Source organism: Segatella cerevisiae (assembly GCF_024054555.1).
Classification (GTDB): Bacteria; Bacteroidota; Bacteroidia; order Bacteroidales; family Bacteroidaceae; genus Prevotella; species Prevotella cerevisiae.
The window spans coordinates 46,335-72,088 of the sequence record NZ_JAMXLY010000008.1; the positions used below are offsets into that span (position 1 = coordinate 46,335).

Consider the following 25,754-nt stretch of genomic DNA (forward strand, 5'->3'; position numbering starts at 1 on the left):
AACAGCAGTCTGCCCGTGATCATTGTCAGCTACGGATTGCTACCCTATGCCTATTCCTGCAAGCATATCCGGGGCAGAAGCGACTGCGTTCAGAAAGCCGAGCAGAGATGATTTACCAGTTATATCCTCTTATCAATAAGATTGGAAACCTACACTTTACCCTTATTAAAAACAGGACAGATGATCAAGAAAATCATTTATTATTCCATCACGCACAAGTTTATTATTTGCTTGTTGGTATTGGCGATTATCTCAGGCGGAATCTGGTCACTCATGACCATTAACGTCGATTCAACACCAGATATCACGAATAATCAGGTGCAAATCATTACCGTGTCTCAGAATCTTTCCACAGCAGACATAGAACAATTTGTCACCTACCCGGTAGAAATGGCAATGGCCAACCTTCCGGGAGTAAAAGATGTAAGAAGCGTTTCCCGTTTCGGGCTTTCTGTAGTCACAGTAGTCTTCTTCCGGGAGTAAAAGATGTAAGAAGCGTTTCCCGTTTCGGGCTTTCTGTAGTCACAGTAGTCTTCAAGGACAATATGGGAACTTACCTGCCCCGCCAACTCGTTCAAGAGAAATTGAATGAAGTGAAGGACGAGATTCCAGAAGGATTCGGAGATCCGGAAATGGGCCCTATTACGACAGGCCTGGGAGAAATTTACCAATATACGCTCCATGCCGATACCAATATGTACAGTCCCCGTGAATTACGCACAATCCAGGACTGGACCATTAAAAGGCAATTAACGATGATTCCCGGAGTCGTGGAAGTCAATTCCTTTGGCGGAAGCATCAAACAATATGAAGTAGCCTTATCCCCAGAACGTCTCAATGCCATGCACGTGAGCATAGGTGAAGTCTTCAATGCCTTGAAGCGCAATAATGTCAATACAGGAGGTGCCTATATAGAAAAAGACCATAAAGCCAATTTTATCCGCGGTGAAGGTGTGGTCAAATCAGTTGATGACATCAAGAACATAGTCGTAAGGACAGAAACAGGCATTCCGGTTACGATAGGCAATGTCGCGGATGATGTCAAATATGGCAGTCAGATCCGTTATGGAGCTTTCACACAAGACGGTCATGAGGCTGTCGGAGGGATGATCCTGATGCTCAAAGGTGCCAATTCCGGTAAAGTCGTAAAATCCGTCAAGGACCGTATATCAGAAGTTCAGAAAACATTACCAGCCGGGATCAAGATCCAGTCCTTCCTTGACCGCTCACAGTTGATTCACCGGACCACCTCTACGATTGCCCGTAATCTGATAGAAGGAGCCTTGATTGTCATTTTTGTCCTTGTTCTTCTTTTAGGCAGTCTGCGTGGAGGCCTTGTCACTGCGTCACTCATTCCCCTATCACTGTTGTTTGCCTTTATCATGATGCGTATTTTCGGCGTATGGGCCAATCTGATGAGTCTAGGAGCAATAGACTTCGGTATTATTGTAGATGGAGCAGTGATCATCGTAGAAGGAACGGTACATGAACTCGAGAAGAGATATTCAGGTAAGATCCACGGGCATTTGGCCGTATCACAAAAGGCGATGGACCAGGTCAGTTTCGATGCTGCCAACACGATGATGCATTCTGCCTTTTTCGGTCAACTGATCATACTTATTGTCTTTACACCCATCTTGTTCCTTGCAGGAGTCAGTGGCAAGATGTTCCAGCCGATGGCCTTTACCTTTTCGTTTGCCCTGTTAGGAGCTATTATTCTCTGTCTGACTTATGTGCCGATGATTACATCCGTAGTGATGCGCCCCTTGGGAAATCATTTGAGATGGTTGTCAAAATTAGAAGAAAGGTTGCAGCGCTGGAGTTGGCATTTAATGAACGGAATATACACCTGTTATCATCCCGTTCTCAAATTCGCGTTAAAACATAAGACGCCCGTTCTGTCCACCGCCCTGTTGCTCTTTATCCTTACCAGTGTTATCTTCGCCCGGATGGGAGGAGAATTTGTTCCGAGTCTGGATGAAGGAGACATTGCCATGCAGACCTTTTTGAGGCCAGGCAGTTCTTTGAGTGAGACCGTCGAGCGTGAGAAAGAAGTAGAACGACTCTTACTATCTTCTTTTCCAGAAATCAAGACCGTATGTGCCCGTATAGGAGTTGCGGACATTCCCACAGACCCTATGGGATTTGACTATACTGACAGTTTCATCATTCTGGAAAAAGACCGGTCAAAATGGACGTCCGCTCAATCGAAAGAAGAATTGATCAGTAAAATCAAAAAGAAACTCAGCACATTACCCGGGTTAAATTTCTCTTTCAGCCAACCCGTTGAATTGCGTTTCAATGAATTACTTACGGGTATACGTGAAGATGTAGCTGTAAAACTTTATGGTGAAGATTTGGATTCTTTGAATGTTATCGGTGAACGGATGGAAAAAATGATCAGCAGAATACCAGGCGCTAAAGATGTAGCATTGGAGAGAACTGCCGGTCTGCCACAGATCACAGTACAGTACAACCGGAAAAAACTGGCCCAATACGGACTGTCTGTAGATCAACTCAACCAGTATGTCAGTGCGGCCTTTGCCGGTGCAGATGCCGGAGAAGTGTTTGAAGGAGAAAAGCGTTTTGATATGGTTATCCGTCTGAGTGACCGCTACCGTAAGAGCATCGATGATCTGAAAAACCTGTATGTAGATCTCCCAAATGGCTCTCAGATCCCATTAGGAGAAGTAGCCGAAATCAGTTATCAACCAGGTCCGATGCAGATCTCCCGTGACGGTGCTTCCCGACGTATTTACGTAGGACTCAATGTCCGTGGCCGTGACGTTGAGTCCGTGGTCAGCGATATCAAGGCAGCACTCGACAGTCAACTTCGTCTTCCTGCCGGTTACAGAATAACGTATGGCGGTTCCTTTCAAAACCTCCAAGAAGCCAAAGCACGTCTGGGTATCGTTTTACCGGTCGCTTTACTGCTCATCTTTATCATGCTCTATTTTGCCTTGAAATCTGTCAGTCAAGCATTGATGATTTACATTGCAGTACCCATGGCAACGATAGGCGGTATTCTGGCCCTAACTTTACGGGGAATGCCTTTCAGTATCTCAGCCGGTGTAGGCTTTATCGTCTTATTCGGTGTAGCTGTCCTTAACGGACTCGTACTCGTCAACCGGTTGAACACTCTTAAAGAAGAAGGAATATCCAGTATTGCCAGAAGAATCTATATCGGTACCCAAGAACGGTTGCGGCCTATTTTGCTTACCGCCCTGGCAGCCATGCTCGGATTCCTGCCTATGGCAATCAGCAACTCAGCCGGAGCAGAGGTACAGCGTCCTTTGGCAACAGTTGTTATCGGAGGATTATTCACAGCGACCTTACTTACATTAGTAGTGATACCAGTATTATATGCTTTATTGAACTTAAAACACAAGAAATGAAAAGATTTACATTTATTCTGTTTTTACTGGCGTCGGTAACTCACGTCACGATAGCCCAACAACAGATATCGTTGCAGGAAGCCTTTAAAAAGGCTCTCGCCACTTACCCCACTTTACGTTCATCCCATCTCAATACTTCCAGCCGGAAGGCTCTTGAAGGGACAGCCTGGGACATAGGCAGTACAGAAATGAGTTCAGGAGCTGAGGAAATGGGGAAAGGGAATGACGGTATCCGTACACTCATCGCAGTCAGACAAAATCTAGATATCTTCAACATAGGTGTCCGACGGCAGATGCTTCGTCAGCAAACACGTGTCTCAGAAGCAGAAACCCAGTTCTTAGAACGTAATCTTATCCGAGAAGTAGGCATTGATTATGCCAGTGCTTTTGTCGCACGGCTCAAAATTGAAAAATTACGAGGACTCGATTCCGTCTACAGTGATTTTGAACGGGCCGCCAAGTTACGGTATACCACTGAAGCCACTTCCCGTCTGGAATATCTAGCAGCACAGAATCAGGCCCGTCAAATAAAAGTCACTTTAAAACAAGCCCAATACGATCTGTTGATGGCCAATCAGAATCTGAGTCGCTGGCTTAGTGCCGATACCCTCTATACACCGGATGACAAGATGATGCTGTCCGAGCAGGAGCGCCTGTTGGATCTCTCTTCCACTACCCATCCCATACTGGGACTGGCTGAAGAAAAGGCGAGACTGGCTGATGCGGGCATCAAAGAGGCACGTTCCGCCTATCTGCCGAAATTGTTTGCTGAATTTGGCAGTCAGAAAATAGGATCTGTCAACGGTTACTATTCCTGGCAAGTAGGACTGAGCATTCCGCTCGTCTTCGGGGCTACGAAATCCAGGGTCCGTTCTGCAAAGATAGAACGTGAACGGAGCCAGGCCGACTATGACGATGTAAGACGGAGATACTCTTTCTCCATCAAGGAACTGCAGGCAGAACTTGCGAAATGGGAACAGAGTGTCACGTACTATCGTCAGACCGCCCTGCCTATGGCACAAAAGCAAAAGGAGAAGGCGCTCCTCACCTACAAAGAACAAGAGACCAACTATCTGGAATTCATCCAGAATATGCATGATGCCGTGCAGATCGAAATGGGGTATCTGGATGCTTATGCCAAGTATCTGAACACGAAGTTGAATTTAGAATATTATCAATAATCATGAAGAAAATTAGATCTTTCATACTGGTTCTGTGTGCCATAATGACCGTTGCCTGCTCCTCACACCGGCAGAATAAAGAAGGCGGAGAAGACCGGCAAACATCCACTGAAATTGTTCTGACTGATGCTCAAACTCAAAAACTGTCTGTCAGGACCGGTGACCTTCTGGAGCATCGTTTCAAAAACTGGATGACTGCGAACGGCCGACTGAAGGCAATGCCTCAGAGTATGGCTGCAGTGACGTCTCTCATGGGGGCAAATGTCAAGAATATCTTGGTCACTGAAGGCCAGAGAGTTGTACGGGGACAGGTATTGGCTTATCTCAGTCATCCGGATTTACTCGAGTTGCAAAGCCGGTATCTGACAGCCTCCAGTCGGATGACCTATGTCTATCAGGAATACCTTCGGCAGAAGAAACTCTATTCTGCAAAAGTTGGTTCTGGGAAAGATTTCCAGCAGATACAGTCGGAATACCACACCCTCAGAGGAGAGATCAGGACGCTGGGGTCTCAGTTGCAGTTGTTGGGAATCCGTCCCGCATCAGTGCGCCGTGGGAAAGTCATCACCAGAATTGCCGTAGTCAGTCCTATCAGTGGGATCATCGAACGGGTGAATGTGCAGACGGGGCAGTATGCAGACCCCCAGATGACCTTGTTCAATGTGGTGAACACGGAACATCTCTTTGCCGATCTGATGGTCTTTGAAAAAGACATCTCCAAGATCCGGCCGGGGCAGTTTGCTGTGATGACCGTCCAGTCAGCAGGCCGGAAAATCCATGGGACAGTGACATCCATCGGGAAAGTTTTCGATGATCAGACTCATGCCGTTCACGTCCGTGTTTCCATTAACGGGAGTAAAAATGGTCTGATCTCCGGAATGTACGTGCAGGCCAGAATTTCGACAGCACCTGTCCAAAGGCAGGCGATACCCAGTGACGGCGTAGTCGATGAGGGCGGGATAAAATATATCTTTACCGTCACCGAGAAACAAGGGAAGTGGCATTTCCAGCCTCAAGCCATACAGACGGGAATAGAGGAAGGCGGTTTTACGGAGATCCTCACCCCGATGGGAAGGCATTCGGAATATGCTTTGGGGAATGCCTATGATCTGATGTCTGAACTGAAGAAAGGAGAAACAGGAGAAAGTGATTAGGGATAATATCGCTGGATTGCAGAGTATTTCTTTTCTTGATAAGCATAATAAACCCCGAAAGTTAGACAACTAACTTTCGGGGTTCACTTCAAAGACTCATCCTCTTCGTTTTTTTATGCAACCCTTTCAAGAATAAATTATCACAAACGTGAGCAGAATGATTCAGAAGAAGAAGTCACTTTCTAATTGTTCCCGTTTTCTGCTACGATCTCCTTAGCCCTATTCCATCCGTAAGCATTCTGGTAAGCGTCCACGGAACCGGCAGGAACATGAAGGACCGAGTTCTTGTTCACCCCAAACTGGACCAATGCTGGAGGGGTTGCCCACTTGACATGGATGTTCACGGCTGATACGTTTCCGAGTATGCCCGCATTTTCCTTGACATTCAAAGAGAGAGGGAACGAAATATCTTCCAGAGTAGACCCTGTGTTCAGAGAGAACATTCCGAGTTCTTCCAGTTGCGAATCCTCAGGAATCCGAATCTCTGACAGACTTTCACAGTTGAAGAAGGCATAGTCTCCGATATTCTTTACCGTAGCAGGGATTTCAATCCGCGTCAAACTCTCACACATATTGAAAGCTCTGTATCCGATCCTCTGGAGTTGGGAAGGCAGGACGACTGACTCTATCGGAGTTCTGGTGATATCGAAGGCATAAGCATTGAGAGTCTGGTATTTGGACTCATAAGTATCTTTTTCTCCGACAATACTTTTCTCCGCATAGTCTTCTCCACCTTCAGCCAGTTGGCAGTCTTTCAGGTCCAGATGGCGGAGATTCAGGTACGCTTCCGACTCCACGGCAACATTCCCAGTTGTATTAGTCACAACACATCTCACCATGGGATGGAGCAAGATGCGCAAAGCCTGCATATCCGCTGTATTCAGTAATCCCGACAAGGTGAGCGATTCCAGATTCTTCCAGTCATGGGCGTTTCCTCCCAGCAAGATTTGCAGTTGTCCGGGTTCAGTCACCTGGATATGCTCTTCCTTTTTCAGTTCACGACTCCACTGGTGTACACCAACCTGGAGGTTTTCAGCACCGTCCGTAGAGAATTGCAATTCTGCTAATCTTCCCAAATCAGTGTTTTGCAGAGCCTCAAAATCATACCGGACGGTCTGGGCTTCCTCGCCTTTTTCAGTTACACTGCTATCCGTACAGGTAAGCCAAGTGGCAGAAGAAGGGATCGTTACCACTGGCATAGCCTTTCCATTCGATTTCACGGAAATAGAAAACTTGCCCCCTTCTTTCACGATATCGACATGATCCGATGCTACCTTCATCTGTTTTTTCGGTTCCTGCCGGACAACAATTCTATACTTCTTATTTCCGGACGTCAGGATGAGCGGCACTTGTCGGGACTCGATATCAGGATTGGCATCAATGTCAATTCGCACATGCCATCCGTCAGTTTCCTCATAAGCGGATGCCTGGCACCACTGGGATGATTCCTGCCCTTCCGTGCTATCTACCGTAACTTCCCAGGAGCCGGCATCAGAGGTGAAGGACAAGAACTTGGTGGTCGCATCGGCTGTCACTTTCAATGTACCTTGTCGGATAGCCTGTGAGGTTTCCGAGTCCGTTGTGAAGGATGAAATACTGTCTTCTGAGCTACAGGCTGTAATGCAGAAAATAAGCAGAAAGCCAAAAAGGGCGGTTAGAATAGATTTCTTCATTTCTGTTCAGGTTAAGATTCTCTTTTAGATGGATTTAGACAATAAAAATGGTATTTGTTCCCTATTAATAGTAAAAAAATGATAGACATCCGAATTTCTTTACCAGTTCGAAAACAAGCCAAAGATAAGGTTTTTATTCTAATTGTACAAGTTTTTAAGGAAAATATCCTTTAAAAAAAGCTTTTGGACAGTCTTATTTGTTAATCTCTCTAATTCTTTCTAAAAGAAAAGTGCGACAATATTTGTACTCCGTGGTATTCAAGTTCCCACGTCCCTAATAAGTGGACCATTTACATCAAGAAGCGATTAATCGTGACGCATACTAAATTCACAACCACAATATTGCTGGTTGTAAAAATGATATTGTTTGATTATAGCTATGCGTCTTTCACTCAATCCGCCCTTTCGCCAGTTCTGTTCCCAGAACACAACGTCATCGAATGGTTCCACGGCAAAGCGACCAGCCTCAGATATTTGTTCCAAACTTTTCCAACGGCTTGAAGCCAACGTAGTCGTCAGAACTTTCAGATGATGCTCATGTGCATAGACGGCAGCCAATCTCAGACGCAACTTAAAGCATTTCAAGCACCGATTCCCCCTTTCAGGTTCCTTCTCCAAACCTTTTATCGCCTGCAACCATCCCTCATGGTCGTAGTCCGCGTCAACCATTTCCAATCCTAAAGACTGCGCATAACGCGTACACTCATCCTTACGGATACGGTATTCCTCGTAAGGATAAATATTCGGATTACAGTAATAGATCACGGGGGTTATGCCATGCTTCAACAAGCATTCGATAATAGCCGAAGAACAAGGCGCACAACACGTATGAAGCAGTACTTTAGATTCTTTCCCCGGAACTTCTATTTTAAGTTCTTTCATCTCATCAAGAAACAATTAGATGTATTACATTCACTTTATCAGTCAATGTTTTCAGTTCGTAAAGGTACAATTTTTTTATAAGAAAGGAAAATCAGAAACCCTTTATTCATTTTTTAATCAAATCTACCCTATTTATGGGATTTTCTGGTATTCAAAAAAGCGGTATCTTTGCACAGAATGTTATAGATTTAAAATCGGATGCATATGGAATTCAAAGTCGAAAAGAAAGTTCTGGACGCAGGTGTCAAAATCCTGTTTGTGGTCATTGAAGGTTTGGACAACTCTCAAGACAGTCAGGAATGGCTGTCGTATAGGAAAAACAAGATCGCAGAACTATATCAAAAGTACGGTGGTATAGACGTACATGCTGATCCCATATTGGAAGGATTCAATATTCTCCATGACAAGACCGGTGTCAGGCGGAGGAAGAACATACCGGCAAGTGAAAACCTCATCAAACTCCTTGAGAAGCACAGCAATTTGTTATATATCAATAAGGTCGTGGATATTTATAATCTGATCTCCCTTGAAAGCGAACTTGCGCTCGGAGCCCACAATATCGATCATGTGGACGGGAATGTCACCCTCCGCTTTACCCGTGGAGACGAGAAATACATTCCCCTAGGACAAACAGAGCCACAACCTGTAAAACCTCATGAGTACAGTTATATTGATGATTCAAATGAAATTCTCTGCAGACTGGAAATCCGACAAGTTGAGAAAACCCTCGTCGACAAGTCTACAACGAATGTCTTCTATATCGTCCAAGGAAATGAGGCTACTCCTGATAGTTTGGTCAAACAAACAGCCCAGCAGATCATCGATACAACCGTCAAGTTTTGTGGCGGAAAAGGAAAAATCATTGTCCCTGAGGTCATCTAAAGCAATCAAAATAAAGGCAGCAACACCCTACTTCTTCTAAAGATCCATTGTCAGATAAGCCCCTAGTGACATCGAATGATCTCAATGGCAGGTTGCGTCATATTTCTTCCTTTTTTTCCGTATCAGATAGATGGTCAGGGCGAGTAATTCGATGGCCAATACTGCGAAATGGTACGGATAATGTGAAGGATCGTTCCAAATCTTACTGAGAATTTTTGTGCGGGTGAAAGCTTCCACTGCTATCCAGAAGACGATGACAGTAGCTACACCCATTCGGATATTTGCGCCCCAGTTACGCAAGTACAATTGTTTTTTGAAGATAAACGGTGTCCCGATGAGTGCACCTAAGGCAACTGCGAATGTGAGCGGATGCTCACGCCCGAGGAAATGGCTGTCATAGCAGAACATCAAGAGCAGATAACAGGTCCACAGCATCATACAGATTTCCATAAAAGTGATGATGCTCGTATGACGGGTCATTGCACGGGCCGCGATCTCATGTTTGCGCTTTCCCAGAAATCTGTCCTGCAACCAGTTGATGAAGTTGCAGCCGTTTCTGGTACTGAAGATGTAAAGCACCATGACCATTGCCCACAATCCGAATGTTGCAGACAGCAACAAGTATTCGGGGCGACTGAGGATCTGTCCCGTGAGCGGATCAAGTTCTGCCTGAGTATGGAACCGGTCGGCATAATACATGAAGAGGAAATCTACCCATCCTGTCCAGAAGAAGATTCCTCCGATAAGTCCCAGGAGTGTCTGACGCGTATCACCTTTCACAAATACTCCGGCGATCACCATGCCCAAACCTACAAGGCCGAGCAAAAAACCGGCACCCAGGAGTTGTTCGCCCGTATAATTGTCTTTCAAAAACTTTGCGATCAGATGTACAATGGGCATTGATACAAGGATAATGCCTACAGAGATCAGAGACCGATTATAGTATTTTTTATGTTCTGTCATAATCACGTTGATTATTGATAACCTCAGATTTCTTTTCTATTTTAAAGTCAGTATAAAAATGATTCAGTAATGGAGAGGTATCGCCCCTCCCTACTATGCAGGATTCAGCATTCGATATCCGTGATTCCTTTTTCCTGACATTGATTTCTTCACTTACATATCTTTCCACTTAACAGACGCCTTCTGTTTGGGTTTCAGGTATTTGTCTGTAATGGTGACAGAAGACTGTTTGAGATATTTCAGATTGGCTTTGATGAATGGTTGGGTCTCCGCTTTCTGATACACATCATCGTATATCCCGAACAGAGAGTTGTCGAGTTTACCGTCATTCACGATTTTTCCATCTACGATCGAATACTGAATAGTCGGGTATTTGATCTTGCACGCATCCAGATCACCGAGTTCCAGATTGCCGAAAAACTCAAGGCCGCTCAAATCCAATGCTTTCAGATGAGGCAACAAGACAAAGCGATTGACTTCTACAACGGTAGCCAATTCCGGGTATTTGATCTCTTCGATGTCGTCACAGCCTTCCACATCGATCGTCGACACATCCGGTCCCACAGTTTCAGTGGCATAAGCCCTCTGACCGAAAAGATTAGAGTTGCTCAGGTCTATCGTCTTGACACCTTTGCAGGAATACATTTCGAGATGATACAAGTTTGTCGCCTGACTCAAATCCAAACCGTTGACAAAGTTGACATGATTGAACTTGAGGACGGAGGCTTGAGGATTGACCTTCAGATCGGGGATATCCTGATCATTCGGTCCCGCATTAACCATGAGGGTGGTACCTGTATAAGTGGGATTGTTCCAGATATATTGGAATCCGTCGAAGGTGGAAGGCTGAAATGTTGGGGCTATGGGCGCCGAACTCTGATCATCAGAAGAGAAAGTCTTCGATAGATCTATAAGGGTATCCTTATTGTCTGTGACGGTGAACACCTGAGAAAAATGATTATAGAGATATTGCCTCAATTTCCTGTCAGGGACCGAGCGGAACGTGTTATAAGGAGTCAATTTCCCTTTTGCATCAGCAAGATTGATATAGACCGTTTTCTTGTCAGACTTGTTTCTCGCATAGAAGGCGACCAACTGATCCTGGTCATACTTGACATTCTCGGGCAGATAGAGTTGGTCGAACTCATGCATGATTATACAGTTCCCGAAACCGTAATCCTTGACCAGCGTCGTATTAGAAAGTCCTTTTACCTCATAGATATCGTTATTGCGCAAGTCCAAGTCTACAACCTGTGAAGGCAGAGTGGAGACATCGACAGAAAATTTATAATCGTTGTTCTGCAGATTGACGGCTCTCAGGTTAGGGAGTTGGTCAAGTCCTGTAAAGTTTTTCAGTTTCGTTCTTGACAAGTCCAAGGAATCCGTCTTCAAAGCCTTGTCGTCCAACAAGAGTTGGTTCTTGTCATTAAACTTGAATCCCTTGTCTTTCAGCACCTGTATGAGCGAATCATTGGTCATAGGAACGTTGGGGTATGTAGGTCCGTCACTATCATTGTTGCATGCTGAAAAACCAAGGATCGTGGCAGCCATCGCTCCCATTACAAAAATTTTATTCATATCTGCTATAATATAGATTTAGTTAACTTAATCGGTGCAAATGTAAAAGAAATATCATAGCAATGCAATACCTAAAAAGTATGATATTGATAAAAAATCTCTTGATACTTCCTCAAAATGACCAAGAGATGATTCTTTCCATAAAGATCCTTTGTTCAATTATTATACTCTATCAATGCCGGACGGCAGGATCCGGGATGCGAAATCTATCGAAAAAAGTCCGTCAAATAACAGATAATTAAAGTATATTCTCTTCCTCCAGTCTGTTCAGATGTCGAGTATTGAGTAAGTCCTTTATGATTCAACACAGAAAGGAAAAAGAGATCGGATTGCCTCCAGTCAAAAAACTGAAGTGTTGACGGGCAGCAATCCTTTTCTGTAACGGACCTCAAATTGGGTGTGTTGTATGAATAAACTGATAAGTACAATGAGAGATGTACTTATCAGATAAAATGACCGTCTTTATCTCCCCTGCATGATCCGTGCAGCTTTTTCCTTGTCGTCATTGAATTGGAATAAGTGGTAAATGCTGTAAGCATTCTGCGGATCGACAATATGATGTGCCATGAACTTTAGGGCCGTCAATTGATTGTTGGCGAACGGAAACAGTTCCAGTATCCTGGCACATTGGTTGCAGGTATAATATCCGCCAAGGCTGGCGACCTCGATCAGATCGAATTTGTTATCGTCAAAACTGGCAGCCTTGACCTTGCGGTACAAGACCGAGAATTCATTCTCATCCAGGCAATGGACAGGGTAAGGACGGTTCGGAAAAGGAACTCCGCCAGAAGGGAGGGTGGCATAAGGTGGTGCTGTCGCCGGAGTCCTGTTGTCGACCGTAACGTCATCTGAAGTGACGAGAATATCCTGATAATTGATGACCCTATCATTGAGATCAAAGTCTACAAGAATCTTGTCATCATATTTATCAAGGAAACTGCCATATTTAAAATATTCCCAATGCTCTCCGTATTGATTGAAACTGGTAGCTCTCGGTTTTCCAAGAATTTCCATCACTTCCTGTTTGCTCATGCCACGCTGGACAGTTCTCTTGTCTTTTGCCATAGTGCCTATGCTGAATGCAGAGAACAACAAGAGGATGATTCCACTTAAAAGGAATGTTCTTAAGGAGGTATTTTTCATGTCTGACGTTGTAAGAATTTAATTTTAAATCATTTCCGGACTAGGCTTACAATAATGGATAAAGCCGTACCAGCGACCTTGATAACGGTGACTAATAGGCCTATTATCATTACGTATTGGCAAAGATAATGCATTTATCCCTTTCCGACAAAACAAACTGAGTCTATTTTGGAAAATACGGGAAAATATTCTCAGGCGGACAGGTTGAAAACAAAGGATAAAGACAGAAACGGGATTAGAATACAAAACATACCTCCCTCCCTCATCGCTTTGCAAGACCATTTAATTTTTATGCAAGGAGAGTTCACGGAAAAGGACGGGATATCTGAAGCAAAGAGTGTTTACTCAGGCAGGATTAACTAGACAGATACAGATTAGATTTAATCCTTTTCGTGTAGACCTGAAGTGTTCAGGTCTTTCTGTTTCTCTGCCTTGCCCCACAACTGAGAAGGCGTCAATGTCGTTTCAATCAACTCGATAGGTGCACCACCTCCGTCAATTATAGCGACCTTATAATCAGGTATGGGTTCATAAGGCCCCAGCAATAATTTCTGCCCTGCAATGGCATCCTCCAGACTATCGACCTGCAAAGCCACGTGAGGCATGGTCTGTATGAGTTTGGGCAAGGGACAACCGGGTTCAAACCGATGAAACTGGATTCTGAAATCCCCGTCAGCATCAGAAGTATACATTTTGAATGCCTTACTGTATCTTTCGTTTGGTCTGACCTCTTTGGTCGGAATGCCGAGATGGTGATAAATATATTTCTTATCGAAAGAATTTGTGCTCATGCTTATAACTATTATCGTTCAATTACTTTAGCTGATATGTAAATTCAATTCATTCCGATACAAAGATACACATTATCTCTTTGATCAGGAAGGAGAAAGCTTAGTATTTCCGGTAAAGACCGAAAATATAAGGTCCAACGTGTCCGTGGAAATCAGTGATAAACAATCACCTGCTTTCAATGAGATCAGATTACTCTCACCTAGAGAAAGCTGATATTGCCGGCAGCTCTCTGAATATGGGAGAAGGCATTTCCTGATGAAGCATTGGGTCAATGTACGGAAAAGCAAAAGAACCGGCATCATCTATTGCAGATGGTGGCCGGTTCTCTCATTCTAGAGATACATTCGTACTCCAAGGCGACATACTTATCGCTGTATCAAACTATGCCGCCCGTATGATCAGAAGTGCAGCAAAATCACTTTCCCTTTTCATTGTTGCTCTTTATTTCGGTCTGGTCAGGCAACTTTCGGATATACACGTCTCTCTGAGGATAAGGTATTTCGATGTGGTTCTTGTTCAGAGTGTTGTAAACAGCCTCTTGAACCTTGCCTGTAAATCTTATTTTTTCAGGAACGAGCACCCAGAACAGAATGCTTAAATTGACACAGTTATCTCCGAAACTGTCAAAGATGACACTCGTCGGATGCTTGGTACTGATCACGTCCCTGCCCCGGGAATCCTTTTCCTGGAGAGCGTTCACGGCATTGAGAAGCAGTTCCCTGACTTTCTCGATATTGACCCCATAAGCAACACCGATAGGAATCTTATCCAGTTCATAAGAGTGATTCCTGGTCAGGTTCTTGAAGTTCTTATTGAACAAGGAATTGTTCAGGAATGCGATGATACTGCCGTCAGCCGTCTCTATCTGTGTACTCTGATAAGTGATGCTGTCGACCTTGCCCCTGATACCGTCACATTCGATATAGTCGCCTACCCTGACACGACCTGCCATCAATGAGATGCCATAGAAGAAATTCTCCAGCAAGTCCTTCATGGCGAAACCGACACCAGTAGCAAGACCGGCCGTAACAATGGATATACCGGACTTTGGAACTCTCAGCAGAATAAGCGCGAAGATGAAATAGGCACCCCATACGACTATTGCAATGAGGTTATTCGGGAGCGTAAAATTGACCTGACGGTCTATGCTGATATGTCTTCTCTTCAAATCAGCCAACTTATAGTAATGATAGAACGCCTTGGTGGCATAGTTGATGTATTTGAAGATGAAGAACATACCGGCCACCAGAACAATCTTGGACAAGGACAACTGGCAGACATTCTTCACGTCGACAAACGGATATTTGAAGATGTAGAGACAGGTGTCCGTCAGATCAAAGATGTCTGCTGCCCACCAGATACAGAACAGTACGGACAGGACACTGGCTACAGGCACCACAGCCATACTGATCAAATCGAAGAACCAGGTAATCTGGATGTCATTGCCACGTCCGCTCTTACGACTGGGAACCGTCTTAACTCTAGGCGCATGACTGGCATAATATCTCTTGATCCGTTTGGACAAGACTTTGGATTCGTACATGTTCAACAGATCATAGCAGCAGGTGATGGTCTGAATGGCAGTTAACTGGAACAGCCACCAGATGAAGATCTGAACGGAAAGCAGGACATAGCCGCTCCATGCGAAAATACAGGACAGGACCATGACCGCCAATGATACCCAAGTATAGAACATATCACTTCTTGCTACATTATTGTGATGGCGCATGATCACGTTCCATTGCCATAATGTGAATGCCAGCAGTATCGGAGGGAAGATCAAGTTGACGAGGTTATTGGGGATGAAGATGATCCTGAAAGCGATGACGAGGAATCCCACCAATATGATTGGGAAATAGATGCGGAATCCACTCTTGATCTGATCCCCTTTCAGTCTGACGAGCAGAGAGACGAAGATCGCAGCGAGCAGCCAAGCGTATTCCACCAGTAATCCCGAAGCCATAATGAAGAAATTATGGTTCAAGAAGAGTCGTGCGATCATGATGGAAATGGCAAAGAGCAAGGCATCCGCCGCCATGATCAGACAAGCTTTCTTCTTCTTGAATTCCGAAGTCTGGAATCGTTTGACTTTCCGTATCAGTACCCGTACGATCACGTTGCTCAGGATGGTGGCCAGCACGAAATAGAAGATCACGAAGATGACAAGTCCTATGACGATAGGTCCCCGCCATTCACTGTGCACATGATAATGGTTGGTCGCGTATTTATCAGACATGTCACTTTTGACCTGTTTGACGTTCCTGCCGAATTTTTTGAGTATTTCGAAATAACTGTCATCGCCGTTCACGAAAATACTGTTCTGAATATCGCGGTAACATTTGAGGGCATAGTCATTGGTCTCTTTCAGTTTGCTGGCTATCCTGTTATAGTTGTCATTATCCCTGATGATGATGTCCCTCAACTGGACCATACGGTAGCGCAGGGCGAGGGCATATTTCAGACAAGCGGCGCGGTCACCCTGTCCTGCCTTATTCAATAGGAACGGCATTTTTCCGTCATGGAGTTTCGTCCACCGCTTGTTATGATGCCGGTGATGATGGTGCTTGACCAATGAAGGCGGGAGTTGCTTCAAGGTCTCTATAAGACCGGTGTATCTTGTGATGTTCGTATTGATTCTCTGGAGAATCTCGTCATAAGGCAGACGGTTCTCATTGAATCGACGGTATTGCTCTGTCGCTTCATGACAGGCATAAGTCAGGTCAAAGGTGTAGTCCTGTTTCTGGGAATAGAGCATCAGTCCGATCTCATCACTTTTCTGCATGATGGCGATCATCTTTTCATGCTGTCTCTCATTCATCAGACTCAACCTTGAGAGCATCTGTTTCTGCTCGGTATACCTGCCTTGGAGTTCTGCCCGTAGTACGGACAATGTTTGTGGAAGATTCTGCTCCTTTAAAACGGCCTCGGAGGGAAGGATACACAAAAGCAAGAGGATTAATGTAATAAAGTATTTTTTCATCAATAATAAAATGTGTTCAACGCTTGATTCAGTATAAAATACAAAATGAGAATATTAGTCGGTGCAAAAGTATTAAAAAAACTGGAGTTATGGTTCATAATTTCAGTTTTTTGCCTTATTTTATCATATTGATAACATCAGACCAATATTTATAGCAATAATTCCGTAATCAGGAAGATTACGTGACTATGAAACTCCCATTCAGATTTCTGACTGACAAAGAGTTTCAGTGTTATCCCTGGAATAATCGAAAAGATACATACTGACTTCAAAAACGATTACACCGATATATGCGCAAATTAACGGTAAGAGCGTTTCAGAACATTTCAGATATTATTGGTTCGCTCCCCATATTTCCCCGAGCATCGCTCCACCGCCGAAAGAGAGATATTCGAGCAACGGGAGTTTATCGTATGTGACACCACCCAAAGCAATGACTTTTTCATCGATGATGCCTTCCTCCTGCGCTGTCCTCAAAACAGGTAGCGGAAAAGCAGAATGATAACCCTGTTTCGAGATGCTGTCAAAGATGGGACTCAGGAAAACGTAATCCATGACAGGTTTTCTGGTGGAGACTTCCTCCAACGAATGGCAGGAGCAACTGACGGTCCCCTGATGCTTCGGCGGAAGTAAAGGATGACGCCTGTTGAGGTGTATGCCCCGCAGATGATAAGTTTGACAGAGTTTGAAATATTGGTGCACGACCAACTTGTGCCGGTAGCGCTCAGGAATCTGCTCGATGAGTTTACGGCACTGTGCCTCAGTCCAATCAGGTTTCCGGATATGGAGAATATCTATTCCGTTGTCCAGTAATTGGCAGATTTTAGAAACTTCTCCCGGCACCTTGTCGGGAGAAGTAATAACGATCAGTTTCATGATCAGAGTTTAATCATCAATTCCTTTCAGAACCATCATTTCTTGAGTCTTGCGATGATCTCGTCGGCCACTTTCTTCCCTGACATGAGCATTCCGCCAAAGATAGGTCCCATACGCGGAGTGCCGGATACAGCTGAAGAAGCCATCCCACAGACATACAGTCCGGGATAGATCTCTTTCGAACCCTTCACGACCAGGTCTTCACCGGCAATCACGTCAAGAGAGCGCTCGCCGATGACCCCTCCAGTTTCCGTGTTCAGATGTACGCCGTTCTTACGTGCAATGGTCTTGCTGACCTCACTGTCATGTCCCGTGCCGTCGATGACAAACTTTGCCATGATGTTCAGAGGATCCACGTGAAGACCTTCCCGCAGCACAGGTGTCCAGTTGACGACGACACCACTCACTCTGTTTTTCTTGAAGACGACATCTTCTACAGAATAGCAGTTGAAGATGGAGGCACCTTCGTGAGCAGCCTTGTAGAGAATAGCTGAAGTACATTCGATGGAATCCATCACATACAAATCATCTTGATAAGGTTCGATCTTGATCCCGAAATCCTTGATGACCGGCACAGCTTCTTTCTGAATGACGATCTCGTTAAACATCATTGCGCCACCCCACATGCCGCCACCGGGGGAAAGTTTGCGGTCAAACTGAGCCACTTTGAGTCCGGCTTTTGCCAGATAGTAGGCTGCTACAATACCCGAAGGACCACCACCAACAACAGCGACGTCCAGTTCGAGACACTTCTCCAGTTTTTTGAAATAGGTACTGATAATACCTTGTGATACTTGTGTTTCTATCATCTTTTTTTATTTATAAAATTGAACAATGATCATCTTGATTCAGAGTCTGACTGATACGTACGGCACAGAAATTAGGACCGCACATCGTACAGAATTTATCCCCCACATGATTGGAGGCCTTATAGTATTCGAATGCCCGCTCAGGGTCGAGGGACAGATTAAACTGATCCTTCCATCGAAACTCGTAACGTGCCTTACTCAGGACATTGTCGCGGACTGTTGCACCGGGATGTCCTTTCGCAATGTCGGCTGCATGAGCTGCGATCTTGTAGGCGACAACGCCCATGCGCACATCGTCTTTCCCCGGCAGAGCCAAATGCTCTTTAGGCGTGACGTAGCAGAGCATTGCCGTGCCGTACCACCCGATCTGGGCCGCCCCGATGGCACTCGTAATATGATCGTAACCGGGGGCAATGTCTGTGACAAGCGGCCCGAGGGTATAGAACGGTGCTTCGTGGCACTTTACAGTTTGACGCTCCACATTCTCCCTGATTTTCTGCATGGGGACGTGGCCGGGACCTTCGATGATGACCTGCACGTTCTTCTTCCAAGCCCGTTCTACAAGTTCGCCCATGGTATCGAGTTCAGAAAACTGTGCCTTATCGTTGGCATCATAAATGCAACCTGACCGTAGCCCGTCACCAAGAGAGACGGCTACATCATATTGCGCGAGGATGTCACAGATATCATCGAAATGTTCATAGAGGAAACTCTCTTTCTGATGGATCTCGCACCATTTGGCGATAATGCTGCCGCCTCGACTGACAATTCCCATCAGCCGTTTGAAGGCATAGGGAATATTCTTCAGGCGGATGCCGCAATGGATGGTAAAATAGTCCACACCCTGTTCGCATTGTTCGATGAGTGTGTCCCGGTATACTTCCCAAGAGAGTTTCTCTGCCCTGCCATGTACTTTCTCCATCGCCTGATAGATGGGGACAGTGCCTACAGGAACAGGACAATTTCGGATGATCCATTCCCTCGTCTCATGGATGTTGTCTCCTGTCGACAGATCCATCAAGGTATCTCCACCCCATTTACAACTCCATACGGCCTTCTCGACCTCTTTTTCTATGTTTGAGTCGACTGCAGAGTTGCCGATGTTCGTATTGATCTTCACCAGGAAATTTTTACCTATGATCATCGGTTCTTCTTCAGGATGATTGATGTTCGCAGGGATAATGGCCCGTCCTGCGGCAATCTCCTGCCTGACAAATTCAGGAGTGATATAAGTCGGAATGCCGAGTTCTTTGCAATTCATATTTTCCCGGATTGCCACATATTCCATTTCAGGCGTGATGATCCCTTTTTTGGCATAGTACATCTGAGTGACCCCATGTCCTTTTTTAGCCTTATAAGGCAAGGCAATATGCTCGAAGCGCAGATGGTCTAGGGAATGGTCAGCGAGTTTTTGACGTCCGTATTCCGAACTCACTTCCGGCAATTGTTCCGCATCGTTGCGCGCCCGAATCCAAGACTCTCTCAGACGGGGCAGCCCCCGCTGCAAATCGATATGGACATCTTTGTCGCTATAGGGTCCGCTGGTGTCATAGATATAGACCGGCGCATTTTCCGTTTTCTCCTTTTTGCCGTTTCTGACTACGATTGTCGGAGTCAAACTGACTTTTCTCATTGCCACTTTAAGGTCCGGATATAATGTCCCCTTGAGGTATACCTTCTCAGAATTGGGATAAGAAAACTTGATATTATCGTTCATCATCTTAGATTTTTATTGGTTGAAATAGAGATCATTTTTTTCATCTCTCCTATCGGGTCCTCTGCGTTGAGGACGCTGCCGCTCAAAGCCACCCCATTGACTCCCGTCTGCAATACCGGTCCGATATCGTCATAACCGATACCCCCGATGGCGACTATAGGGATCGTTATGCCGGCCTTTTTCATTTGGCTGACGATCTGCCTATATCCATCCAAGCCCAGAATGGGGGCCAGTTTTTTCTTCGTCGTCGTAAATCTGTAAGGACCACAACCGATATAGTCAGCACCTCGGAGATATTGCGTTCTGACTTGCTCGAAGGTGTTGGCCGTCCCGCCTATAATATATCCGTTTCCCAATATTTCCCGGGCTTTGTCTACAGGCATGTCTTTTTGCCCCAGGTGCACACCTTGAGCCTTGACTTTTCGGACAAGTTCTACATGATCGTTTATGATGAAGGTTGCGTGGTATTTCCTGCACATCGGTTCTATCTGTGCAGCCGCACTGATGATTTCGTCGTCGGAAGCCTCCTTCATCCGCAGTTGAATCCAGCGGCACCCTCCTTTGAGAGCCATCAAAGCCCCTTCAACATACGAATACCGCTCGTTATGGTGGGTGATAAATTGAAGGTTGGTCATGGCTTAAAAGTCTTGATTAAGGTGTGAGGTTCGAAGAAATGGTCCACAGGTCCATGACCATGCCCTATGGAAACATGACTGCCAGCTTCTATCGCCTGATGTACATAGTGGCAGGCTTGTTCTACGGCTTGCGGCAGTTCATTTCCCCTTGCCAAGTAAGAGGTGATGGCAGAAGACAGCGTGCAACCGGTCCCATGCGTGTTCTTTGTCTCTACATTGGAAGTTTTGAAGGCATGCTCCTGACATCTCCCGTCATCAAGAAAACTGAACAATACATCCGTCTTTTCGTTACCCTCAAGATGACCGCCCTTGATCAGAATGTTCGGGCAATGCAATGCCGCGATCTTCTTTGCTGCTTTTCTGATGTCCTGCGCATTGTGTATCGGCATACCCGCAAGTATTTCGGCTTCCGGAATATTTGGGGTGAGCAAATAGGCTTTTGGAACCAGTTCTTTGACAAACAGTGCCAAGGCATCTTCCTGCATCAACCGGTCTCCACTCGTGGCGACCATGACAGGGTCTACGACAATATAAGGAATGGAATAAACTTCAAGTGCATCTAAAATAGCCTGAATGGTGCTTTTATCGTATACCATTCCGACCTTGGCATACTTGATATTCAAATCCTGGCAGACGGCAAGTATCTGATTTCTTACCGTTTCGGCGTCCACAGCAAATACCGACTGTACACCTTGAGTATTCTGAACGGTCACCGCTGTGATGGCAGAGGCTGCGTAAACGCCCAAAGCGGACATCGTCTTAATGTCTGCTTGTATGCCGGCACCACCGCTGCAATCAGAACCCGCAATAGTTAATGAGGTAATGTAAAACATCCCAACTTAATAAAACAATTAAGAAGGGCTCTTATTTGTTGATCAATCGAATAAACCTAATTATTCTTAGCTCGTTCTTCCTACGGCAGCATTACCTGCATCAGGTTTTACGGGTATAATCTCAGCCAAGTTATTTACTTAGCACCCCTCTTCAAAAGATTCCAATATTGATTGGAACATTACAAAGATAGAATATTTATTTTATCAATGCAATTTTTTAAAAGATATTTATACTAATCACTTAAAATATTATGAATATTAGCTAATCGTATTCAGTTTTAAAATATTTTTTAGATCCGTATCCTACGTATAGTTCTATGTGGAGCTTTAGAATCCTAACCCCACACAATACATGGTCTTAATATTTGATTATCTCTTCTCAGATCCTCTATCTCCTACAAATCATCAATAGCTTTTTGCTTTATTATTTCACTATTCGATTGATCGAAATAATTCAGGATCACGCTAGCATTATTATCATCTATCTTTTTCATCGTAAGTTGCGCTTGCGACATTTTTAAACGTAGAAAGAGCGGTATCGAATATTACGTTATAGAAAAATCACCCTCAATTTTTCTATAACGTAGCATAATTAAGGAGAATAGCGATAAAAGTGCCCTCATTTATAATACCGGAAAGAAAGTTGTATTAAGTTTTATTTTTCCTTTACAAGTCTATGGGTTAGTGTTGAAAATCAATCATATAACAAAAAAGTTACCTAAATATTTGCATCTGTATAACTTTTTCGTTAACTTTGTGTTAAAATGAAAGTGTTCTCTCTAAAATGAAATTAAGTGAACTACAGCGAAAACTGATTAAAGCGGGATGCGTCTTAGACCATCATGGTTCAAACCACGACAAATGGATAAATCCAAAAACAGCCAATGCAAAGTAAGGACAATTGAAACTTCTTGAAATGTTTTTTCTTAAAATTCAACTATATGTCTGATAATCAACATAGGCTATTGCTGAATACGTTTCTGTCAAAACAAGTATATTTAAATATTGTTAACATGGTGCTTTTAAAGATAAAAAATTGTATATATAAAAATATATTATTAAATTTGAGGCATCTTTTAACTTAAAAAAGAAAGATATGAAAGATTTAAATCTCTTTGTTAAAGAGCATGAAGATATGAAATTCCTGAAATAAAAGTAAATAATAACGAAAGTGACAGATTGAGGAAATGGAAATTGTCACAGGTTAAATTAAATGACATTTCATTAAAATCATTACTCTTAAATTATTATCAAATTTGGGGAGCTTCATTTTTTTGATAGGATAAGAGAGGTCATCATTATAATAATAGCTTCAATATTTGTTGTAAATGGTCATTGCTCTATAGGAGTTCTTATGACGATTACATATATTGTAGGACAGTTATCAGGAAGGCTTGAACACATCTTCTCTTTTACGAGAGATTTGCAGGATGCGGAAAATGAGAATAACATTATGGAAAATCTTTTCTCATAATTCCATAATAAGACAGTTCTTATTATTGCGTGTCGATTGAGCACGGTTGTCCATGCAGAAAAAATTCTTCTCATGGAAGATGGAAAAATTACTGAACAAGGGTCACATAAAAAGTTATGCGAATTAAAAGGAAAATACTATAAACCTATAAACAAACAGATTCAGCTATTATGAGGAAGTTTATTTTTTTCTTACTATTGATGTTCGAGTTGCCTTTGTATAGTCAAAATATAATATCGGGTCTCGTTTATGATAGAAATGACTCTACGGCAATTGCGGGGGCTGTCGTTGACTGTTTGTTAGAAGAAGATAGTACATCTTTAAATAAATCCATTTCAGATGCAAATGGTAAATTTAAGATAGCACAGAATACCTCAAAAAGTGTGATTCTGAAAATTACCCACATAGGATATTTGCCTTATTTCCTATCAATTTCGGAAACAAAGAATACGACAATAGATGTTGGTAAAATTTTTTTGTCGCAGCAGAACACGGAACTGAAGGAGGTTACGATATCAGCAAATAGAAATCAGATAGACAGGATATTTGTTGTACCGTCAAAAAATGATATTAAAGTTTCAGAAGATATTTATGGTCTGTTAATGGTGATGAAATTAAGAAACATGAGGATAGATATCCTTAATAAAACTGTTAAAATTGGCGGTCAAAAACCCTTATGGAAGATAAATGGAGTTCCTAAAGATCAAAGTGAAATAACAAATATCAGTCCCCAAGATGTCCTCAGAATAGATTATAGCGATGTAGCATCGATTCGTGAACGAGATGCAGGTTATGGGGGAGTTATTAATATCATATTAAAAAAGAAAGAGGATGGAGGTTCTATTACAGCAAATGTGATGAGTGCTGCCACTACAGGTTTTATTAATGGTGGGGTTCAGATGGGTTACCATAAAGGGAAAGAGGATTTTACTATTAGTTATTCCACATCTTATAGGCGCTACCATAAATGGACTAAAGATGTGAATAGTCTTTTTATTACCCCAACGGATACTATAATAAGGAATATTCATGGAATAGAAAGTCGTTTTGGCTATCTTAGCCAAAATATTAATATAGGCTATACACATTCGTTTAATGAAACATCCTCGTTTAGTATGACAATACGAAATCCTCTATATTATCAACATGACAAACCAAATTCTATGTTGCAAAATGGAGTTTACAGAAAGGTCAATTCTTCCTTTCAAGGATATACCCCTTCTATAGATATTTTCTATGGCAAGAGATTCAGAAATGATGACAGGATGGAAGTAAATCTCGTTGGAACCTATGGATTTAAAGGAAAATCCGTTTATACCATGAAAGATTTTCAAGGAGCTAACATCTTGGGTATATACGATATGCCTGCTGACACAAAAAGGCGCTCTTTAATTGGTGAACTTTTCTATTTACATAATATCGGTTCAAACCGTCTTAAAATTGGAGTACAAAGCTTATATGGAAAAAACACAAACACTTATTATGTTCCCAATAATTTTAAAGATGGATTAAGTGAGAATAATCTGTTCTCTTATGCACAATGGGACGGTGGAATTGGGAAATTTCAATATTCCATTAGTACCGGCTTAAAGTATAATAAGATGGATAATGGAACAATCAGGAAATATTGGAATAATCAATCTCAACTTGTGTTGTCGTATACCCCCAACAGTAATATTTTTTTTAGATATTATACAATGTTTTATCCCACTATGCCCAGTTTGTATGCCTTAACCACCGTTGCTCAGCAAATAGATGATTTACAGTTGATGACAGGCAATCCTGACTTAAAGCCAACACATAATCTTTATAATGGCTTCCTTTTTTCATATTCTAAAGGGAGATTTAATTCAGATTTTCAAATCACCTATAATTTTGCCTCAAGACCTATCTTCATGCACATAAATTATGACAACTTAAAACAGTTATTTGTGCAGAGCTATATAAATGGTATTCACAATTATCGGCTTGACTTCAATTATTCCCCATCTATAAAGGACATTTGGGGATTTATAAATCTTTTGGGCGAAATTGGATATAGTCATTATGGGGCGAAAACAGAAGATGTATCACATTCTCTAAATAATATCTATTGGAATGTAACTCTTCAAATGTACTACAAGCAGTTTACTTTATCTACTTACTTTATGCAGCCGTCGAAGGCTCTACTTAATGAGATTATATCACGAGACGAGAAGGTGTCAAGAATTATGTTAACATGGAAAAAACATGATTTTTCTATTACAGCAGCTCTATTCAATCCTTTTACACCGAGTGGAAGTAATTACATTGATGAATCACTGTCTAAATATAACCCTAACAAAAGTAAAGTCTCTATTCATGATAATGGAAATATGTTTACATTAGGGATTACGTGGAACCTAAACTTTGGGAAAAAGGTACAGAGAGCAGAAAGAAATCTTAATAATTCAGATACAAATAGTAGCATTCTAAGAGCACCTCTCTAAAAAGTCAACTTTTATCAATTAGCTTCCCTAGCGTAATATCATTACATTGATCTTTCTTTTTGGGAGTTTATAACTTTCTCCTAAAAAGAACCTTTCTTATATTTTTTGCATCTTATAGTACATAATGAAAAATTCTGCTGAAAGTCGTAGTGTACCGCCACCTGCCGGCAAAGTACCCGATAATCACCACCAGCTCCTCAGTAGTTCTGCTGCAAAGATAAATCAGGAACAAGCCGAAAACAAATCCGTTCCCTACCGTTCCCTCTTCATTCCCTGTACGTTCCCTCCCCGTTCCCTATTTTGGTTTTTGGTTGACAAA

General features: G+C 43.1%; 18 protein-coding genes and 1 riboswitch. Of the genes, 6 read left to right on the forward strand and 12 right to left on the reverse strand.

Annotated features, from left to right (window positions below; genetic code table 11):
* The first annotated feature begins 180 nt into the window (after nt 1-180).
* The 4 genes from NG821_RS03475 to NG821_RS03490 are packed head-to-tail and all read left to right on the forward strand — an operon-like array spanning nt 181 to nt 5,730.
* A complete protein-coding gene (locus NG821_RS03475; protein ID WP_252760276.1) occupies nt 181-483 on the forward strand; it encodes an efflux RND transporter permease subunit in 303 nt (100 codons plus the stop codon).
* A complete protein-coding gene (locus NG821_RS03480; protein ID WP_252760305.1) occupies nt 369-3,395 on the forward strand; it encodes an efflux RND transporter permease subunit in 3,027 nt (1,008 codons plus the stop codon). Before NG821_RS03475 ends, NG821_RS03480 begins: the two co-directional genes overlap by 115 nt.
* A complete protein-coding gene (locus NG821_RS03485; protein ID WP_252760277.1) occupies nt 3,392-4,576 on the forward strand; it encodes a TolC family protein in 1,185 nt (394 codons plus the stop codon). Before NG821_RS03480 ends, NG821_RS03485 begins: the two co-directional genes overlap by 4 nt.
* Nucleotides 4,577-4,578: 2 nt before the next feature.
* A complete protein-coding gene (locus NG821_RS03490) occupies nt 4,579-5,730 on the forward strand; it encodes an efflux RND transporter periplasmic adaptor subunit (protein WP_252760278.1) in 1,152 nt (383 codons plus the stop codon).
* 182 nt (nt 5,731-5,912) lie between these two features.
* On the opposite strand, the gene NG821_RS03495 is transcribed toward NG821_RS03490, so the two are convergent.
* Together NG821_RS03495 and NG821_RS03500 are read right to left on the reverse strand one after the other, a co-directional pair.
* Nucleotides 5,913-7,403, reverse strand: a complete 1,491-nt coding sequence (locus NG821_RS03495; protein ID WP_252760279.1) for a leucine-rich repeat protein — start codon at nt 7,401-7,403, stop codon at nt 5,913-5,915.
* Nucleotides 7,404-7,709: 306 nt separating this feature from the next.
* Nucleotides 7,710-8,285, reverse strand: a complete 576-nt coding sequence (locus NG821_RS03500) for an epoxyqueuosine reductase QueH (protein ID WP_252760280.1) — start codon at nt 8,283-8,285, stop codon at nt 7,710-7,712.
* A gap of 204 nt (nt 8,286-8,489) precedes the next feature.
* Here NG821_RS03500 and NG821_RS03505 point away from each other — a divergent pair, with 204 nt between their 5' ends.
* Nucleotides 8,490-9,167: a B3/B4 domain-containing protein gene (locus tag NG821_RS03505; RefSeq protein ID WP_252760281.1), complete on the forward strand. Its 678-nt coding sequence runs from the start codon at nt 8,490-8,492 to the stop codon at nt 9,165-9,167.
* Nucleotides 9,168-9,248: 81 nt separating this feature from the next.
* Here the strand turns inward: NG821_RS03505 and NG821_RS03510 are convergent, their stop codons facing one another.
* The 10 genes from NG821_RS03510 to thiD form a co-directional block, all read right to left on the reverse strand.
* A complete protein-coding gene (locus NG821_RS03510) occupies nt 9,249-10,130 on the reverse strand; it encodes a hypothetical protein (protein ID WP_252760282.1) in 882 nt (293 codons plus the stop codon).
* A 153-nt stretch (nt 10,131-10,283) separates the two neighbouring features.
* Nucleotides 10,284-11,708 (reverse strand): hypothetical protein, encoded by a 1,425-nt coding sequence (locus NG821_RS03515; RefSeq protein WP_252760283.1) that lies wholly within the window; start codon nt 11,706-11,708, stop codon nt 10,284-10,286.
* 462 nt (nt 11,709-12,170) lie between these two features.
* The gene (locus NG821_RS03520; RefSeq protein ID WP_252760284.1) at nt 12,171-12,773 is read right to left on the reverse strand and encodes a DUF4476 domain-containing protein; all 603 of its coding nucleotides are present in this window, start codon (nt 12,771-12,773) and stop codon (nt 12,171-12,173) included.
* A gap of 458 nt (nt 12,774-13,231) precedes the next feature.
* Nucleotides 13,232-13,642 (reverse strand): hypothetical protein, encoded by a 411-nt coding sequence (locus tag NG821_RS03525; protein ID WP_252760285.1) that lies wholly within the window; start codon nt 13,640-13,642, stop codon nt 13,232-13,234.
* A gap of 416 nt (nt 13,643-14,058) precedes the next feature.
* Nucleotides 14,059-16,623, reverse strand: a complete 2,565-nt coding sequence (locus tag NG821_RS03530) for a mechanosensitive ion channel family protein (RefSeq protein WP_252760286.1) — start codon at nt 16,621-16,623, stop codon at nt 14,059-14,061.
* A gap of 333 nt (nt 16,624-16,956) precedes the next feature.
* Complete coding sequence (locus NG821_RS03535; RefSeq protein ID WP_252760287.1) at nt 16,957-17,499, reverse strand: thiamine phosphate synthase; 543 nt, start codon at nt 17,497-17,499, stop codon at nt 16,957-16,959.
* 35 nt (nt 17,500-17,534) lie between these two features.
* Entirely contained in the window at nt 17,535-18,308 is a 774-nt protein-coding gene (locus NG821_RS03540; RefSeq protein ID WP_252760288.1) for a sulfide-dependent adenosine diphosphate thiazole synthase, read from the reverse strand.
* A gap of 10 nt (nt 18,309-18,318) precedes the next feature.
* The gene (gene thiC / locus NG821_RS03545) at nt 18,319-20,025 is read right to left on the reverse strand and encodes a phosphomethylpyrimidine synthase ThiC (protein WP_252760306.1); all 1,707 of its coding nucleotides are present in this window, start codon (nt 20,023-20,025) and stop codon (nt 18,319-18,321) included.
* Nucleotides 20,025-20,660, reverse strand: a complete 636-nt coding sequence (locus tag NG821_RS03550; RefSeq protein WP_252760289.1) for a thiamine phosphate synthase — start codon at nt 20,658-20,660, stop codon at nt 20,025-20,027. The genes thiC and NG821_RS03550 overlap by 1 nt, the downstream gene beginning before the upstream one ends.
* A complete protein-coding gene (thiD, locus tag NG821_RS03555) occupies nt 20,657-21,493 on the reverse strand; it encodes a bifunctional hydroxymethylpyrimidine kinase/phosphomethylpyrimidine kinase (RefSeq protein WP_252760290.1) in 837 nt (278 codons plus the stop codon). Before thiD ends, NG821_RS03550 begins: the two co-directional genes overlap by 4 nt.
* A 60-nt stretch (nt 21,494-21,553) precedes the next feature.
* Nucleotides 21,554-21,652, reverse strand: a riboswitch (TPP riboswitch).
* A 1,485-nt stretch (nt 21,653-23,137) separates the two neighbouring features.
* Between thiD and NG821_RS03560 the strand changes: the two genes are divergently transcribed.
* Complete coding sequence (locus NG821_RS03560) at nt 23,138-25,435, forward strand: carboxypeptidase-like regulatory domain-containing protein (RefSeq protein ID WP_252760291.1); 2,298 nt, start codon at nt 23,138-23,140, stop codon at nt 25,433-25,435.
* The last annotated feature ends 319 nt before the right edge of the window (nt 25,436-25,754 follow it).